The sequence below is a fragment of the Rathayibacter sp. SW19 genome (assembly GCF_030866825.1).
Lineage (GTDB): Bacteria > Actinomycetota > Actinomycetes > Actinomycetales > Microbacteriaceae > Rathayibacter_A > Rathayibacter_A soli.
In genome coordinates, this window is record NZ_CP133020.1 from 4,629,201 (window position 1) to 4,644,682 (window position 15,482).

Genomic DNA, 15,482 nt, shown 5'->3' on the forward strand with positions numbered 1-15,482 from the left:
ATTGAGGTCAGACGCCGCCCGCTGCACGGGCGGCAACCCACCGATCGATCTCCGCGCTCAGCTGCGCCTTGCGTTGCAGCGGCGCGAAGCACGCCTCGATCGAGTTACGCGCGAACTGCACGGCCTGTGCCGTGTCGAACCCGAGCGCGTTCTGCGACGCCGTGAAGTTGTCGCCGACATATCCGCCGAAGTAGGCGGGATCATCCGAATTGAGTGTGACGACAACGCCCGCCTCCGCCAGCCGCAGCAACGGATGCTCCGCGAGGCTGGGCACAGCGTGCAGCCGCACGTTCGACAGCGGGCAGATCGTGAGCGGCGTGCGATCGTGCGCCAGTCGGGCCACCAACTGCGGGTCATCGATGGAGCGGATGCCGTGATCCACGCGTTCCACCCGCAACACGTCGAGCGCTTCCCACACATAGCTCGGCGGCCCCTCCTCGCCCGCGTGCGCGACGGTGTGCAAACCTTCCGCACGCGCACGATCGTAGACGGGTGCGAACGGGTGCGGCGGGTGCCCGACCTCCGCAGAGTCCAGACCAACGCCGAGCAGCAGGTCGCGCCCGGTCAGCGCTGTTCTGCCGAGTGCGGACGTCAGCGTTGCATCCGCTTCCTCGACAGGGCGATCACGCAAGAAGCTGAGGATGAGACCGCCGGTGAGCTCCGCTGCCGGGTCGTTCGCTGAACCTGCGTTCGCTGAGCCGACGTTCGCTGCACCTGCGGCCGGGTCGGGGCCGCGCGCGGCATCCGCAAACCCGGCAGCGATGCCGTCGATGACGGCCTCAATCGGAACGCCGCGCTGAGTGTGCGCCTGCGGGTCGAAGAAGATCTCTGCATGCCGCACGCCCTGCGCGGCAGCGCGGGTCAGGTATGCAAGCGTCAGTTCGGCGAAGTCGTCTTCTGTGCGCAGCACGTTCATGGTGGCGTAGTAGAGGTCGAGAAACGACTGCAGGTTGTCGAAGCGATAGTGCTCGGCGAGCTCGGCGACGGATGCGAATGGCAGCGCGACGCCGTTGCGTGCCGCGAGCGTGAAAGCGAATTCTGGTTCGAGTGTGCCTTCGATGTGCAGGTGCAGCTCGGCTTTCGGAAGCGTGAGAAGGTCCGGCGTCGTCGCGGTCATGCTCCGATCTTGCACCACATGCCGCAACCCCGGCAAAGCCCTTGCGCCGACCAGCAAACCGTGAGGCAATTGGTCGGGCGCAGTACGAAGGAGCGATCATGACCGAATACGTGACATCAGCAGACGGCACGCGAATCGCCTACGATCGGGTAGGCGACGGCCCAACCGTAATCCTGGTTGCGGGCGCGATGCAGTTCAGAGGCTTCTCCCCGCAGACGGTCGCTCTGTGCCAAGCTCTCGCGGCCCGCGGCTTCACAGTGATCAATTACGACCGGCGCGGGCGGGGCGAAAGCGTCGTTGCGGATGCCTTCTCTCTTGCGCGCGAACTCGACGACATTACGGGGCTGATCACGGTCGGCGGCGAGTCTGCAGCACTATTCGGGAGCTCGTCCGGGTCTGCGATCAGCCTGGCTGCTGCGGCAGCCGGCCTGCCGATCACGAAACTCGCACTGTGGGAGGCGCCGCTCGGTGAAGAGAACGGGGCTGACGGCGATGAAAACCTGACCGGACTGCGTGAGAAGCTCGAATCCGGCGACGGAGACGCGGTCATCGAGTACTACATGAAGGACATGCCACGTGAGTGGCTCGACGGTGCAAAGCAGTCGCCCGGCTGGCCGACCATGGTCGCAATGGGCCCGAGCCTTCAGGATGACGCCGAAGCGCTCGCCTGGACGCAGACTGCACCACGGGATGCTCTCTGGGCGCGCATCACCCAGCCGGTGCTCGCAATCGTCGGCGAACGCACGCTGCCGATCATGGAGCGCGCCGTCGCATCCATGATCGCGGCGCTGCAGAGCGCCCGCGCGGTGACGATCGCCGGCGCGAACCACAGTTGGGATCCAGAGGCCATGGTTGAGACACTGGTCGAGTTCTTCGCCGAGTAGCGCGCTGCCCGCGCACCGGTCGCTGCCGATCGCTGCCGATCGCTGCCGATCGCTGCCGATCGCTGCCGGCGGAACTCTATCGGCCCGCCAGCGCCACCTCACGGCCGGATGCCGCCGACCGATAGCACGCATCGATGATGCGCGCGCGCGAGAGACCGATTGATCCGTCGTGCTTCGCCCATTCGCCGGGCCCGGCAGCGACGGCATCGGCGAAGCGCCGGATGACCGCGCTGTGCCCGCCGTTGGCTGCGCTCGGGTCGACGTGGTAATCGGCGGAGTTCTCTTCGGCATCCCGATACACGTTCAGCTCACCGGGGTCCGCGTAGTCGATAACGCGGAGATCCGCACCGCCATCCGTTCCGTAGATCGTCAACCACATCTCGTCGTTGTCCGGGCGATACGCCGCCCAGCTCGTTTCAAGGGTGAGAGTGCCGCCGCCGGCAAGGCGCATGAACGCCATCGCAAGATCTTCGACTTCGAAGGCCGCGCCGATTGCGTCTGCAGAGCTCCCGCCGCGCCCCCGCGAACCGAGTTCGGCGTACGCCGTTGCGGAGACGGTCAGCACCTCGGGCTCTCCCAACAGTTCAAGCGCGTAGTCAAGCACGTGCACGCCGAGGTCGATGAGAGGTCCTCCGCCCGCGCGTTCGCGATTCGTGAACCAGGTGCCGTCACCCGGGATTCCCTTGCGCCGCAACCAGCCGGCCTTGGCTGCGTACGGCGTGCCCAGCTCACCGGCAGTCATGATGCGCCGCAGCTCGGCGATGTCGCCACGCTCGCGATAATTGAAGACCACCTGCAGCATGCGCCCGGCCGCCCGTGCCGCCGCGACCATCGCCTGGGCGTCGCCGAGGTTGGCGGCGACCGGCTTCTCCGTCAGCACGTGCAGCCCGCGCTCAAGCGCGGCGATCGCGATCGGCGCGTGCAGATAGGTCGGTACCGCGACGTTGACGGCGTCCAGCCCGCCCGCGTCGAGCATGTCCTCCCAGCGTTCGAAGCGGTTGCGGATGCCATACTTCGTCGCCAGCTCGGCCACGCGTTCCGCTTCCATGCCTGCAATGGCATGCAGCTCGACCCCTGGAAGGCGTGCGAAGCCGGCGAGATGCTGCTGGCCAGCCCATCCGACGCCGATGACGCCGACCCGCAAGCCACCAGCCGTCATTTGAGCGCCGCCTCGCGCTCAGCGTTGAACCAGCCCCTCTGCGGATTGCTCACCATCGGCATCGCACGGCCGGTCGAAGTTGTGCCAGCAGCGGGAGCCGCCCACCGTACTGCGTTGGCCAATACCCGACGTATGCCGCTGTCGTGATATACCGGATACTCCTGGTCTCCAGGGCTGAAGTAGAAGATCTTGCCGAGACCTCGACGGTAGGTGATGCCAGAGCGGAAGACCTCTCCACCATCGAACGAACTGATGAAGACAAGCTCGTCCGGTTCAGGCACGTCGAAGAATTCGCCGTACATTTCCTGCCGCTCGATAACAAGTGGCGAGGTGATCCCCTCGGCGATCGGATGCGTCGGGTTGACTCCCCAGACGAGCTCGCGTTCGCCGTCATTGCGCCACTTCAGTGAGCACGTCGTGCCCATCAGAAGGCGGAAGATCTTCGAGAAGTGCGCTGAGTGCAACACGATCAGCCCCATACCGCCGAGCACGTGCTGCCGGACGCGCTCGACGACAGCGTCGTCGACAGCGTCGTGCGCCATGTGGCCCCACCACAGCAGCACGTCCGTATTCTCGAGCCCATGCTCGTCCAGACCATGTTCAGCATCGGCGAGCGTCGCGGTGCGGATCGTCGCACCCGGCAGCAGTGCGGTCAGCCCGTCGGCGATCGCACCGTGGATACCGTTCGGGTACAGCGCTTTGATCTCCGGCTGAGTGCGCTCGTGCACGTTCTCATTCCAAACGGTGACTCGAATGCCCGGAGCCTCAATGGTCACAGCGGTGTCCCTCCTCGTATGCTTGCGTCATGTGCGGATCGAATCGAATCGAATCGATTCGACCTCGACTCCTACACGCTACAGACCGCTGCTTGGGTGGTCAAGCCGCGTGCGGCGTCCTCGCGCGGCGTCTGCCCTCTCGCAGCGTCCACTCTCCGGCAGCGTCCACTCTCCCGCAGCTCAGGCCGAGTGCGTCACGTCCCACAGGTGGTGCACGGGGTCATGTACGAAGTAGCGGCCGAGTGTCGCGATCGTGAACGATGCGCCGTCACTGCGCAGTGCGGTGCGCCCGAGCTCCGCCTGCGGAACGGCCTGGAAGGCTGCGGAGACGCGGCCAGCGGCATCCGTCAGTTCACGGGCAACGGTGGCAGGGTCCTGTAGGTCGTAGCGATCGGCAACGGCTGCCGCGTCCTGGTCCCAGTTGGCGAACACCGGATTGTCCTCGGTGCGCATCAGTTCGATGCGGCCGAGAAAGATGCGGTGCACGTCCCGCACGTGCGCTGCATACTCCAGCGGCGACCAGGCGTGGTCGTTCGGTCGCTCGCGAACATCCGCTCGCGCGAGCACGGCCGGCCATTGAGTCGCGTTGTCTCGCACGATCGCCGGGATGCTCGCGTACGCGACGCTCCCAGCATCGAACCCGCATTCAGGGCAGGGTTTCTCCAACACCCAGGTCCAGCTCTTGGTTTCCGGCACAATCGGCATGGCTCGATTGTAGAGCGAGGCCGAATACTCTCAATCTCCGGACTGCGGAAGCGGAACTGCCGTGTCCGACGGTTGCGGCGTGACGCCCTTGGGCGGGCAGATCGTGTTCGCGGCCATGCCCTGCTTCGCCTGATCCGATGACCACGGCAGTGCGATGACCGGTGCCTTGCCCGTTGTTGCAGGAACCTTCGAGGCGATCGACGCAAGCTGCATGCCCAGCAACTGGGCGAACCCGCCGCCGAGCGTCGAATTGTTCAACATGACGACGACCGTCAGGCCGGATTTCGGATCGCTCATCATCGATGAGATGAACCCGGGGATCTCGCCGTCATGTCCGCGCATCGGGCCGAGCGTGATCACACCCATTCCATAACCCTGCCAAGTTGGCGAAGTGCTCGACAACGGCATTGTGGTCCACTGCTCCTTGGCTGACGCCGGCGAAACCAGGGTGCCTGCCGCAAGAGCCTGCACGTAGGTTTTCAGGTCATTCAGAGTTGAGACCACTCCGCCGGCCGTCCAGCCCATCGACGGGGACAGTTGCGTGTCGTCGACGACGGTCTCGCACACCGGCTGCCCGCCGGGGTTCAAGGCAGTTGCATAGCCTTGCGGATGCGGCGACGGGAGCGCGGTCACACCGGCGTTCGGCAGGCTCGTGTTCTTCAAACCCAGGGGGCCCCAGACATAATCCTGATACAGGTCACTCCAACTGCGGCCCGTGGCCGCCTGCAGTGCCATTCCGAGGAGCACGAAGCCGGTGTTCGAGTAGGCGAAGTGGTCGCCGGCGACACCGGTCGCCGGCTCGGCGAGGCCATCGCTGATCAGTTCCATCGGAACCCACTGGCGCGTCGGATTATTGACGAATTGGGCGGCAAGCGACGGTTCGTAATCGGCGATACCAGACGTGTTGTGACACAACTGACCGAGCGTTACGCCGTCGAGGCCGACCAGACGCGGAAGGTATTTCGAGACCCGGTCACTCAACTCAACCTGCCCGCGGTCGACGAGGGCGAGCAGCACAGTGCAGGTCATCGACTTTGAGTTCGACGCGATGCGAAACGACATGTTCGTTGACATCTTCGCGGCGCCCTTGTCCTTCGACACCGTGCCGAGCGCCGCCGTCCATGTGCCCGCCCACGGTGCCCAGACGCCGACGATCGCACCGGATGCGCCCGCGCGCGTCATCGCATCCGTCACGGCCGTTTGCAATTGCTTTGTCACGTCACTCGGCAGTGAACCGCTCGCCTGCGCAGGGAGCTTCGGCGTGGCGCCGCTTGCTCCCGTGCAGGCCATCAGGCCGAGCGCCAGCAGCGCCGTTACCGCGAGCGCCAGGGAACGCCTCAGCCGCGCCGTTCTGCTGCCCATTCCATCCCCCGACGGTCACAATCACGTTCCACTGGCAGTCTAACCAGAGAATTCGGCACCGCCGCTCTCACGCTCGGGGAGGCCCATCACGGGCGCGCACTAGCATCGAGAGATGGCCGACGTCTCCCCCATCAGATTCCCGCCCACCGTCGTGGACGCCGTTCTTGCTCACATGAACACCGACCATGAACCCGACAACCTGATCATCGTGCGCGCATTCGCGCAACCGAGCGCCACCGCAGCGATCATGGTCGGCCTCGACGCGGCCGGCGGGCAATGGGCGGCAACTCTCCCCGCCACGCAGCACACGGCCGCGCAGCTGCCGGCCACCCAGCACGCCGCCACCCAGCACGCCGCCACCCGACAGACGGTGACGATCCCGTGGCCGCTGCCGGTGGCAGAACGAGCGGACATCCGCCGCGCTGTCACTCAGCTCTACCGCGACGCCTGCGGCGTTTTGGGCATCGAACCGCGCGTCGCGTAAGGTTAGGGCAACCTAACCTGCATCGGCGCAGCTGTGTGTCCGAGCTGCCGATTCACACCCTGGAGCACCTGTGACCGTCGTGATCCCGTTCTCCCAAGCGCTTCGCGAGCGCACCAGCACCGACCACGGCGAGAGCGAGGGCGCCGGTTTCATGTCCGACCTGATGACAGGCAAAGGCACGAAGGCCGACTACGTCGCACTGGTCGCGCAGCACTACTTCATCTACGCTGCGCTGGAGCACGCGGCAGAGCGGATGCGCACCAACCCCGTTGCCGCACCGTTCATCTCTTCGAAACTGACGCGCTTGCCTGCGATCGAAGCCGACCTCGACTATCTGATCGGCGCAAGCTGGCGCGAGAAGATCAGTCCGCTACCGACGACGCAGCAGTACGTAAAGCGAATCAACGACGTGGCCGCGACCTGGCCCGGCGGTTTCATTGCGCATCACTACACGCGTTATCTGGGCGACCTGTCCGGTGGGCAGGTGATTCGCACGCTCATGCAGCGCCAGTTCGGCTTCGAGACCAACGGAGTCGGTTTCTACCTGTTCGGCGACATCGCCGACCCTCGCAAGTTCAAGGAAACCTACCGCACTCAGCTCGACGCGGTCGACTGGAACCATGCCGAGCGCGAGCGTGTGATCGACGAAGTCATCCTCGCCTACCGTTTCAACACCGAGCTTTTCGCGGATCTCGCCCAGGCAAAGACCGCTGCGTAGCGCGCCTCAGAGCTTTCGCAGGGTGAGAATCTGCTCCGCGCGCCCGAATGGGCCGACCTCGTCGTGCAGAACGCTCGAGGTCAAGCCGATGCCGTCTGAGCCGAAAGTCACGCTGTTCTGCAATCCGAGCCAACGCCCTGCCGGCTGGCGGTACAGGTGCAGTTGCAGGTCCAGGTTCGGGAACGCATAGCCGTCACCACCCGGCGGAACTCGCACGGCGATGCCGTTACTGGTGTCGACCAGGCCAATCAAGGCGGCGAACTCCGAGTAGGGCGTGTCGGAGTCCCGAGCGCCAGAGACGAGCGGATGCCGCGTGCGCAGCCAGGCACTGCCGCTTCCGGCCCGATGATCCACCGTTGGAAACACGTCGATGGACCGGATGTAGCCTCCCGGCCACGTCGTCAACGACGCGGGCGCCGCGATGCGGTCGCGAGCCGGCATCGGTGGATCTTCGACGGCGGCGACCGCGCTCGTGTCCGAACGCTGCATCCGCCACGCGCTGGCACGCACGGCGACTCGGCCTCCTGCGATCAGCTCGGCTTGAACGAGCTCGATGGTGCGGCCGGGGCGCAGCATCGAGGTGACGACTTCGAATTCGCCATCCGGAATCAGTCCGAGGATTTCAAAGCTGAGGCGCGCCATCCGCAGGTCGGGGCGAGGCGAGAAACCTTCAAGACAGTGTGTCAGGATGCCGGAAACCGGTGCCATGTGCTGTTCGTGCGGGTTCCAGGCACCCTGTGCCTGCACCGTTGATTCGAATCGTCCGTCTCCGAGCGCGATGTAATACGGCTCAGGAGGGGTCACGGGGCAAGTCTACGAGATCAGGATGCGGGTCTCGATACGCTCGCCCTTCGGCTCCGCGGTTCCTGAGGAGGCCGCCCGCGGCCGTCTCGAAGGGCAGGGACCGAAGGCTCGCTACTCGACCACCGGCGCCGGTGATCGAGTAGCGCATGAGCGCAGCGAATCCGCGTATCGAGATCCGCCACCATCACCGCTCGGCCATAAACCGCCGCACGTCTGAATCGACCATGATGTCATTCGGTCGCAGCGGGCGGGTCAGGTATAACCCGTCGAGGCTGGTCAGTCTGCTCAGGGCCACATACGTCTGCCCGGGGCTGAACGCGCGGGCGCCCAGATCGATGATCGCGCTGTCGTAGGTTTTTCCCTGCGACTTGTGGATGGTCACGGCCCACGCCAACCGCAGCGGAAACTGGGTGAATTCGGCGACGACGTTCTTCGTCAGTTTCTTGTTCACCGGGTCGTAGCTGTACTTGAACTTCTCCCAGATCGCGGGCTCGACCTCGAGTGCCTGCCCGTCGATGTCGACGAACACGGTCGAGTCGATGCGTGTGACCGTGCCGATCGAGCCGTTCACCCAGCGCGGCCCCTCGCCGCCCTGCCCGGTGTCGTTGCGCAGGAACATCACCTGGGCGCCGACTTTGAGCTCCAGTGTCTCATCGGCAGGGTACGTGCGGTTCCCGAAGTCGCCCGTGATCTCCGCCTTGGCAGACAGCGCCCGGCCGGGCAGCCGTTTCAGGGCGGATGCGTTGATCCGGTTCACTGTGTCGTTGCGGGTGGCCAGTGTGATCGTTCCATCATCGGGCGCCGGTCGGGCGCCCGCCGTGTTCAGCCGGTCTGCGATCTCCTTCGTGACCCGGCCGTGGCGCACCGCGTTGAGCATGGCCTTGAAATCGGAGTCGTGCTGGCGATGGATCTCGGTCAACTCGAAGATCTTCAGGTCCGCATCCCGCCAGACCTTCGCATCGAAGAACCACATCGACCGGTAGGTGTCTTCGAAGTAGGCACGCTCATCCGAGTCGCCGGGCACGGGCGCGAGTTGGTATGGGTCGCCGAACAGCACGATCTGCACCCCGCCGAACGATTCTGCTGAGCGCTGCCGCGCCTGCCGGAGCGCGCGATCAATCGCATCCATCAGGTCGGCGTTGACCATGGACACCTCATCGATCACGAGGGTGTCAATGGTATTCAGCAGTTTGCGCAACTCGGCGCTCTGCTCGATCTGATGGTCGGCGATCACCCCGATCGGCAGACGGAACAGCGAGTGGATCGTCTGCCCGCCGACGTTCAACGCCGCGACCCCTGTCGGCGCCGCGATGACAAGTTGTTTCTCGGTGTTCCAGGCAAGATGATTCAGCAGCGTCGACTTGCCGGTGCCCGCGCGACCGGTGACGAACACGTGCTGCCTGGTCGTCTCGATCGCTTGGTACACCGCGGCCTGCTCAGGGGAGAGCGTCAGTGCAGACGTCATGATCTGGCGTGATCCTGCTCAGCGATCGCCGCCAGCCGTGCGTTGTATGCGTTCAGTTCGGCGTCTCCCGTTCGGTCGGCGTTGCGGTCGTTGCGCTTGGACTCTTTCGCGTCACTTCTACTCCACTGCACCGCGACGATGAGTGCCATCAGCATCGTTGGAATCTCACCGATACTCCACGCTATGCCACCCCCGGTCTGCTGATCGACGATCGGCAGCGCACCCCAGACGCGCCCCATCGATCCGTACCAGTCCGCCAGCAGCAGGCTGTTGGTGGTCATCAGCGACACACCGAACCAGGCGTGGAAACCCATGGTGCCGAGCAGCAGCACCAGCCGGAACGGGTATGGCAGGCGATAGGGCACGGGGTCGATCCCCATGATCGACTGCACGAACAGGTAGCCGACGATGACGAAGTGGATGATCATCCACTCGTGGCCGATGTGGTCGACCGTCGCCCAGCGGAACAGTGGTGTGTAATAGAACGCCCAGAGAGAGGTGACGAACAGCACGGCCGCGACGATCGGGTTCGCGAGGATCTTGGCGATCCAGGAGTGCACGCCGAGCAGGATCCATTCGCGCGGGCCGCGCGAGCCATCCGTTCTCTTGTGGATGGCGCGCATCGCCAACGTGACGGGGGCCCCGGGCACCAGGAGCATCGGAACCATCATCGTCAGCACCATGTGCGCGAGCATGTGGGCGGAGAACAGGTAGTTCTCATACACGTTCACGCCGCCATTGGTGATGTAGCACAGCAGGAGAATGCCAACGATCCAGGAGAGCGTGCGCAGAATCGGCCAGCGGTCGCCCCGGCGATGCAACCGGACGACGCCGGCGATGTAAAAGAAGAGCACGAACGCGCAGCCGATCAGCCACAGCGGGTCGATGTTCCAGGCGAACAGGAACTGCTGCAGGGTGGCGGGAGGTGGCAGCGGTTCACCGGTGAGGATCTCTGCGGGCGTCGCGGCCGTGCTGAGTGTCTGCGTGACCGGCGTCGCCGTGCGTGCAAGCGCGGCGGCGACCCCGGAGGCGATCCCCATGAATGCCAGTTCTGCCGCGATCAACCACCAGAACACGCCGCGCCCGCCGCCGCGCCGCAGTTTGTCGATCAAATAGCGGCGGTGCAGCAGACCGAAAAGCCCAAGCGAGCAGAGCGCCGCTACCTTGACGAGCACCAGAATGCCGTACGGCGTGAGCAGGTTGGCCAGGGTTCCGATTCGCAGGTCGGCGTTGATGTACCCGGAGAATGCCACGACGAAGAAGCAGATGATAGCGAGCGTCGAGTAGCGCGAGATGACCTCGATGATGCGTTTGGGCTCGAGTGTTCGGCGGAGGAACACGATGGTCACCAGCCCGCCGACCCAGATCGCCGCGAAGACGAGGTGCAGGCCGAGTGACGTTGTCGCCTGATCGTGGCCCGCCGTGCCTGCCGCATGACCTTGCTGTGACATCGGCAGTAGCGAGAGCAGTGCCAGACCGGTTACGACGAGGAGCGCCGTGACGTTGCGCACGGCGAAACACAGCACGGTGACCGCGGCGCAGATCAGCGTGGTTTCAAGCCACGACTGCCCGAGCGGGATCGTCGCTGCGAATTGCCCGAGGCCCTGACCGAACGTCGAATCGAAGGTGAGCGGGATGCCGCTGACGCTCAGGTAGGTGAGAAAGCCGGTCAGTGCGCTCGTCACGGTCATCAACGCGGCCGAGCCGGCTGCGACATCCAGCGCCGTGTTGAATTCCGGCTTCTTCGCGCTCAACGCGAAGCAGGTGAGGACCAGTGAACCGATCATCCCAGCCGCGCTCAGGTTGACGAGCAGCTTGGTGATCGGCAGCCCCCAACGCACAAGAGGACCGGGGTCGATCAGGATGGGCGGCTGTGCCCCGCCGCCGTAGGCGAGCGCCACGAGAACGGCAACCAATGCAACGACGACAAGGCTGACGGGCCCCGCCACACGTTGCACTCTGTTCACCCAACAAGCTTAGGCTGCGCCTCCTGCTTTCCGGCGAGTGCGGCCACGTGGTCGTTTTCACCCTCGCAACGGCCCCGATGGCGGCCATTTGCGCGCACTCGGCGGCGGAGGCGGGCACGGAGAGCACAGAGGGGACGCCGGCGAACCGGCGTCCCCTCTGCTCGTGTTGAGCCCGTATAGCGCGAAGTTACTTGACGGATGCCTTGAGCTTGCTTCCCGCGGTCAGCTTGACACGGTGGCCGGCAGGGATCTTGATCTCTGCGCCGGTCTGCGGGTTGCGGCCGGTGCGAGCGGCGGTTGCCGTGCGCTCCGCTGCGAGCCAGCCCGGAATGGTGACCTTGCCACCATTGGCCACGGTGTCCGCAATCGTGGCGAAGAATGCGTCAAGCACGCCACCGACGGCGGCCTGGCTCTGGCCGGACGCAGCCGCAACGGCAGCAACGAGCTCGGTCTTGTTCAGCGACTTGTCAGCCATTGAGTGTCCTCCTCGGACCTTCTGCTGTGGATACAGCGTCATCTATCTGGAACGGTTGAGCCACGAAGGCCGTTACGTTTGGTCTGTTCGACCGCCTTGAATGTATCAGAAACCCGCGATATCTCGCGGATTTCCGTGCCTTTCACGCCGTTTTGCACCCGTGTGTCCGCATTTCTGCGGACCGTCGGAGCCCGAACGGGCTCGCCGGAATGCCAGAGGGGATGCCGGTCGAAACCGACATCCCCTCTGGATGAAGCGTTGCGGGCTGTTACCAGCTCGACTTGGTGATGCCGGGCAGCTGACCGTCGTGTGCCATGTCGCGGAAGCGAACACGGGAGACGCCGAACTTGCTCAGGTAGCCGCGCGGGCGGCCGTCGATGGCGTCGCGGCCGCGCAGGCGGACCGGCGATGCGTTGCGGGGAAGCTTCTGCAGGCCGACGCGTGCGGCCTCACGGGACTCGTCTGTGCCGTTCGGGTCGACGAGGGCCTTCTTCAGTTCGAGGCGCTTTGCAGCGTAACGCTCGACGATAACTTTGCGCTGCTCGTTCTTGGCGATCATGCTCTTCTTGGCCATCTGCTTAGCGCTCCTCTCTGAATTCAACGTGCTTGCGCACTACGGGATCGTACTTCTTGAGCACGAGACGGTCTGGGTCGTTGCGACGGTTCTTCTTGGTCACGTAGGTGTAACCGGTGCCTGCCGTCGAACGGAGTTTGATAATCGGACGAACGTCCTGCTGCTTTGCCATTAGATCTTCTCCCCACGGGCCAGGATGTCCTTGACAACGGATTCGATGCCACGAACATCAATGACCTTGATGCCCTTGGCCGAGACGTTCAGCGTGACGTTGCGGCGCAGCGACGGCACGTAGTACGTCTTGCGCTGCACGTTCGGGTCGAAGCGACGCTTGGTGCGCCGGTGCGAGTGTGAAATGTTGTGTCCGAAGCCGGGAACGGCTCCGGTCACTTGGCAGACTGCTGCCATGGTGTCCTCCATCATTACCGCAAGACGGATGCCTTGCCCAAGATCTCTTGTCGGCACGATTCATCCCCGAAACTGTTTCGAGAGGGGGATTGACGTGCGATCTGAGCGGAGGAGTCCGCTCAGCCAAGGATCTAGCTTACGTTCCTCCGGCGTGTCGCGCAAACTGACGCGGCTGCGGCACGGTCAGGTGATGACTACGCCGCGCTGCAGTTCGCGCACAGGCCGAACACGTCGACGACGTGGCGCGCCTGGGTGAATCCGTTCTTGGCGGCGACCGACTGCGCCCACTGCTCGACGGCATCCGCCTCGATCTCAACGGTGAGGCCGCAGTTGCGGCAGATCAGGTGGTGGTGATGGCCGGTCGAGGTGCACGCGCGGTACAACGCTTCGCCCTCGGGGGACTGCAGTGAGTCCGCGTCGCCTTCGACGGCCAGGTCCGCCAGTGCGCGGTAAACCGTGGCCAGCCCAATCGGTGATCCCGATTCGCGCAAGTTGGTGTGCAGGCTCTGCGCACTGATGAAGCCATCGGTGAAGCCGAGTGCCTCGCGAACGGCCTCGCGTTGCCAGGTATTGCGCTTCATCACCGTCTGTCCTCCGGGCACCGCTGATGGTCGAGCACCCTGTTCCCAGGATAGCTGGACGCTGCCGATTTTCGGCTGGGCATTGACAGGGCGAGGATTCCGTGACAATAGTGGAGTGTCCACTCATCGGACACTAGTCCGAAATTGAATTCAGCGAGGAAGCAACATGGACCTGGGGCTGTTGGTGCTGCGGCTGATCCTCGGTGCGCTCCTGTTCGGGCATTCGACACAGAAGGTCTTCGGCTGGTTCCGCGGGCAGGGTGCCCGTAACACCGCCGCGTCGTTCGAGAAGTGGGGACTGCGACCCGGGCTTCCGTTCGTCATCCTGTCGAGTGCCTCAGAGCTCGTCGGCGCGACGCTGATCGTGTTCGGCGCGTTCGTGCCACTCGGAACGACGATCGTCGTCGGCACCATGACCGTAGCGATCGCGTACAACTTTCCAAACGGCCTGTGGGCGCACCTCGGGGGCTTTGAAGTGGCACTGGTGTATGCCCTACTTGCAGTGGTGATCGCACTCACCGGTCCCGGCCAGTGGTCCATCGACCACCTTCTCGGGCTCGATTTTCTCAGCGGCCCGGCCTGGGCGGGTGGCGCAATCCTGGTTGGCGTGCTCGGCGCAACGGGACCGATCGCGTACCGAAACTTCTGTGTGCGCCGCGCGCACGTTGCATCCGATTCATCGCAGGCATCCGATTCACAGGCGAAATGAGGTAACAAGACCGTGGCCGAACTCGTCGCCGTACTGGCGACCACTCATCATCCGTTCTATCTCAAGCTGACGTCCGCGCCGCCGGAGGAGCAGATTCCCCAGGCACCGGAGTGGAAGCGCAAGGTCGAGGCGTATCGCGAAACGCTGACTCGAGCCAAACCGGACATCTTGGTAATGGTCGGCGCCGACCACTTCCATCAGTTCTTCCTGGACAACTACCCGCAGTTCCTGATCGGCAAGGCGCCGAAGTACGACGCCACGTTCTACAACGAGGAGCGAGAGTTCGGGATCCCGAAGTACGTGCTCGACGGGCACGAGGATCTCTCCGCATTCATGCTCGAGGGTCTCATCGACCGAGGCTTCGACATGGCGTTCAGCAACGAGTTGAAGCTCGATCATTCGATCATCTGCCCGATAATCACCACCCGACCGGATGCCGACCTCCCGGTCGTTCCGATCTACACCAACATCTTCGCCCCGCCTTTCCCGACCCCGCAGCGGTTCTGGGATCTCGGGCGGGCCATCCGCGAGATCATCGACGAGTACCCCTCCGACCAGCGCATCGCCGCGATCGGCAGCGGGCATCTGTCACTCGAGCTGGGCGGACCGCGGCAGTTCGAAGACCACGGGCCGGATCCGGAGTTCGATGCGCGGGCGATTAATTGGCTCGCCACCGGCGACATGGAAGGGATGCTGGCGAACGTCACGCGAGGCAACCTCGGCACGTTCGGCAACGCGACCCACGGGTTCCTCGACCTGGTCACGATGATGGGCATCGCGGGACCGATCAAAGCCGACTATGTCGACAGCCTGGACCTGTTCCACACGCGCGAGGCGTATGTCACGTGGTATCCCAATGGAGTCGAACCCGATGGAGTCGAGCCCGATGGAGTCGAGCAGAGTGGAGCGCCGCAATGAGTAAGTACTACGTCGACAAGTTCCTTTACACGACGGACCGCGATCCAGACCTCCTGCACCAGTACAAGACAGAGCCCGCCACGTACATGGCGCGCTGGGAGAAGGAGATCGGGCCACGGCTCAGCGCCGCGGAGACAACCAGTTGGACTGCCTTCACCGATCAGGAGCGCACGGCGCTGATCGAGCACGACTACGTCACCCTGTTCGAATTGGGCGCGCACTTCTTCCTGTCGCTGACGATCTACATCGGCATCTACAACGATGACTATGTTGCTGCCTCCGGCCCGCTGTCGTTCCAACGCGAGTACGGGGCGAAACTCCAGCACTGGCGGGGAAGGGAATATCCATCGGTGGTCTGCTAGTGGGTGGCGAATTG

The 15,482-nt window shown here is 64.3% G+C and carries 19 protein-coding genes; 6 read left to right on the forward strand and 13 right to left on the reverse strand.

Translation table 11 applies throughout. The features are described from left to right. Positions 1–7: 7 nt before the first annotated feature. A complete protein-coding gene (locus QU604_RS21545) occupies positions 8–1,117 on the reverse strand; it encodes an adenosine deaminase family protein (protein WP_308466654.1) in 1,110 nt (369 codons plus the stop codon). A 98-nt stretch (positions 1,118–1,215) separates the two neighbouring features. Here QU604_RS21545 and QU604_RS21550 point away from each other — a divergent pair, with 98 nt between their 5' ends. Further along, positions 1,216–2,001, forward strand: a complete 786-nt coding sequence (locus QU604_RS21550; RefSeq protein WP_308466655.1) for an alpha/beta fold hydrolase — start codon at positions 1,216–1,218, stop codon at positions 1,999–2,001. Between the two features lie 76 nt (positions 2,002–2,077). Here QU604_RS21550 and QU604_RS21555 read toward each other — a convergent pair whose 3' ends face one another. The 4 genes from QU604_RS21555 to QU604_RS21570 form a co-directional block, all read right to left on the reverse strand. Beyond that, on the reverse strand, positions 2,078–3,160 hold the full coding sequence (locus QU604_RS21555) for a Gfo/Idh/MocA family protein (protein ID WP_308466656.1): 1,083 nt from the start codon (positions 3,158–3,160) through the stop codon (positions 2,078–2,080). After that, positions 3,157–3,936 carry a ThuA domain-containing protein gene (locus QU604_RS21560; protein ID WP_308466657.1) on the reverse strand — a complete coding sequence of 260 codons (780 nt, stop codon included), beginning with the start codon at positions 3,934–3,936 and terminating at the stop codon, positions 3,157–3,159. The genes QU604_RS21555 and QU604_RS21560 overlap by 4 nt, the downstream gene beginning before the upstream one ends. A 180-nt stretch (positions 3,937–4,116) precedes the next feature. Continuing rightward, entirely contained in the window at positions 4,117–4,641 is a 525-nt protein-coding gene (locus QU604_RS21565; RefSeq protein WP_308466658.1) for a DinB family protein, read from the reverse strand. Between the two features lie 30 nt (positions 4,642–4,671). Beyond that, positions 4,672–6,003 carry a serine hydrolase domain-containing protein gene (locus QU604_RS21570; RefSeq protein ID WP_308466659.1) on the reverse strand — a complete coding sequence of 444 codons (1,332 nt, stop codon included), beginning with the start codon at positions 6,001–6,003 and terminating at the stop codon, positions 4,672–4,674. A 112-nt stretch (positions 6,004–6,115) separates the two neighbouring features. On the opposite strand from QU604_RS21570, the gene QU604_RS21575 reads away from it, so the two are divergent. Both QU604_RS21575 and QU604_RS21580 read left to right on the forward strand, forming a co-directional pair. Continuing rightward, positions 6,116–6,487 carry a DUF2470 domain-containing protein gene (locus QU604_RS21575; RefSeq protein WP_308466660.1) on the forward strand — a complete coding sequence of 124 codons (372 nt, stop codon included), beginning with the start codon at positions 6,116–6,118 and terminating at the stop codon, positions 6,485–6,487. 70 nt (positions 6,488–6,557) lie between these two features. Continuing rightward, a complete protein-coding gene (locus QU604_RS21580; protein WP_308466661.1) occupies positions 6,558–7,205 on the forward strand; it encodes a biliverdin-producing heme oxygenase in 648 nt (215 codons plus the stop codon). 6 nt (positions 7,206–7,211) lie between these two features. Here QU604_RS21580 and QU604_RS21585 read toward each other — a convergent pair whose 3' ends face one another. The 8 genes from QU604_RS21585 to QU604_RS21620 form a co-directional block, all read right to left on the reverse strand. Continuing rightward, complete coding sequence (locus QU604_RS21585) at positions 7,212–8,009, reverse strand: thioesterase family protein (protein ID WP_308466662.1); 798 nt, start codon at positions 8,007–8,009, stop codon at positions 7,212–7,214. A gap of 184 nt (positions 8,010–8,193) precedes the next feature. Further along, positions 8,194–9,474: an ATP-dependent DNA helicase gene (locus QU604_RS21590; RefSeq protein ID WP_308466663.1), complete on the reverse strand. Its 1,281-nt coding sequence runs from the start codon at positions 9,472–9,474 to the stop codon at positions 8,194–8,196. Beyond that, positions 9,471–11,441 carry a bifunctional copper resistance protein CopD/cytochrome c oxidase assembly protein gene (locus QU604_RS21595; RefSeq protein WP_308466664.1) on the reverse strand — a complete coding sequence of 657 codons (1,971 nt, stop codon included), beginning with the start codon at positions 11,439–11,441 and terminating at the stop codon, positions 9,471–9,473. The genes QU604_RS21590 and QU604_RS21595 overlap by 4 nt, the downstream gene beginning before the upstream one ends. Positions 11,442–11,628: 187 nt before the next feature. Next, positions 11,629–11,916 (reverse strand): HU family DNA-binding protein, encoded by a 288-nt coding sequence (locus QU604_RS21600; RefSeq protein ID WP_308466665.1) that lies wholly within the window; start codon positions 11,914–11,916, stop codon positions 11,629–11,631. Positions 11,917–12,184: 268 nt separating this feature from the next. Next, a complete protein-coding gene (rpsN, locus tag QU604_RS21605; RefSeq protein WP_308466666.1) occupies positions 12,185–12,490 on the reverse strand; it encodes a 30S ribosomal protein S14 in 306 nt (101 codons plus the stop codon). A gap of 4 nt (positions 12,491–12,494) precedes the next feature. Beyond that, on the reverse strand, positions 12,495–12,662 hold the full coding sequence (rpmG, locus tag QU604_RS21610; protein WP_185201999.1) for a 50S ribosomal protein L33: 168 nt from the start codon (positions 12,660–12,662) through the stop codon (positions 12,495–12,497). After that, positions 12,662–12,898: a 50S ribosomal protein L28 gene (gene rpmB, locus QU604_RS21615; protein ID WP_308466667.1), complete on the reverse strand. Its 237-nt coding sequence runs from the start codon at positions 12,896–12,898 to the stop codon at positions 12,662–12,664. Before rpmB ends, rpmG begins: the two co-directional genes overlap by 1 nt. A 194-nt stretch (positions 12,899–13,092) precedes the next feature. After that, positions 13,093–13,479 (reverse strand): Fur family transcriptional regulator, encoded by a 387-nt coding sequence (locus QU604_RS21620; RefSeq protein ID WP_308468993.1) that lies wholly within the window; start codon positions 13,477–13,479, stop codon positions 13,093–13,095. A gap of 166 nt (positions 13,480–13,645) precedes the next feature. On the opposite strand from QU604_RS21620, the gene QU604_RS21625 reads away from it, so the two are divergent. From QU604_RS21625 to QU604_RS21635, 3 genes are read left to right on the forward strand one after another with little or no spacing between them, the layout of a single operon-like run. Next, positions 13,646–14,188 carry a DoxX family protein gene (locus QU604_RS21625; protein WP_308466668.1) on the forward strand — a complete coding sequence of 181 codons (543 nt, stop codon included), beginning with the start codon at positions 13,646–13,648 and terminating at the stop codon, positions 14,186–14,188. A 12-nt stretch (positions 14,189–14,200) separates the two neighbouring features. Further along, complete coding sequence (locus tag QU604_RS21630; RefSeq protein WP_308466669.1) at positions 14,201–15,106, forward strand: DODA-type extradiol aromatic ring-opening family dioxygenase; 906 nt, start codon at positions 14,201–14,203, stop codon at positions 15,104–15,106. Beyond that, a complete protein-coding gene (locus QU604_RS21635; protein ID WP_308466670.1) occupies positions 15,103–15,468 on the forward strand; it encodes a hypothetical protein in 366 nt (121 codons plus the stop codon). Before QU604_RS21630 ends, QU604_RS21635 begins: the two co-directional genes overlap by 4 nt. The last annotated feature ends 14 nt before the right edge of the window (positions 15,469–15,482 follow it).

Bases quoted from the DNA above. Each gene is read 5' to 3' on its own strand.
- QU604_RS21545 (WP_308466654.1), bottom strand. From the start codon at position 1,117: ATGACCGCGACGACGCCGGACCTTCTCACGCTTCCGAAAGCCGAGCTG.
- QU604_RS21550 (WP_308466655.1), top strand. From the start codon at position 1,216: ATGACCGAATACGTGACATCAGCAGACGGCACGCGAATCGCCTACGAT.
- QU604_RS21555 (WP_308466656.1), bottom strand. From the start codon at position 3,160: ATGACGGCTGGTGGCTTGCGGGTCGGCGTCATCGGCGTCGGATGGGCT.
- QU604_RS21565 (WP_308466658.1), bottom strand. From the start codon at position 4,641: ATGCCGATTGTGCCGGAAACCAAGAGCTGGACCTGGGTGTTGGAGAAA.
- QU604_RS21570 (WP_308466659.1), bottom strand. From the start codon at position 6,003: ATGGGCAGCAGAACGGCGCGGCTGAGGCGTTCCCTGGCGCTCGCGGTA.
- QU604_RS21575 (WP_308466660.1), top strand. From the start codon at position 6,116: ATGGCCGACGTCTCCCCCATCAGATTCCCGCCCACCGTCGTGGACGCC.
- QU604_RS21590 (WP_308466663.1), bottom strand. From the start codon at position 9,474: ATGACGTCTGCACTGACGCTCTCCCCTGAGCAGGCCGCGGTGTACCAA.
- QU604_RS21600 (WP_308466665.1), bottom strand. From the start codon at position 11,916: ATGGCTGACAAGTCGCTGAACAAGACCGAGCTCGTTGCTGCCGTTGCG.
- rpsN (WP_308466666.1), bottom strand. From the start codon at position 12,490: ATGGCCAAGAAGAGCATGATCGCCAAGAACGAGCAGCGCAAAGTTATC.
- rpmG (WP_185201999.1), bottom strand. From the start codon at position 12,662: ATGGCAAAGCAGCAGGACGTTCGTCCGATTATCAAACTCCGTTCGACG.
- rpmB (WP_308466667.1), bottom strand. From the start codon at position 12,898: ATGGCAGCAGTCTGCCAAGTGACCGGAGCCGTTCCCGGCTTCGGACAC.
- QU604_RS21620 (WP_308468993.1), bottom strand. From the start codon at position 13,479: ATGAAGCGCAATACCTGGCAACGCGAGGCCGTTCGCGAGGCACTCGGC.
- QU604_RS21625 (WP_308466668.1), top strand. From the start codon at position 13,646: ATGGACCTGGGGCTGTTGGTGCTGCGGCTGATCCTCGGTGCGCTCCTG.
- QU604_RS21635 (WP_308466670.1), top strand. From the start codon at position 15,103: ATGAGTAAGTACTACGTCGACAAGTTCCTTTACACGACGGACCGCGAT.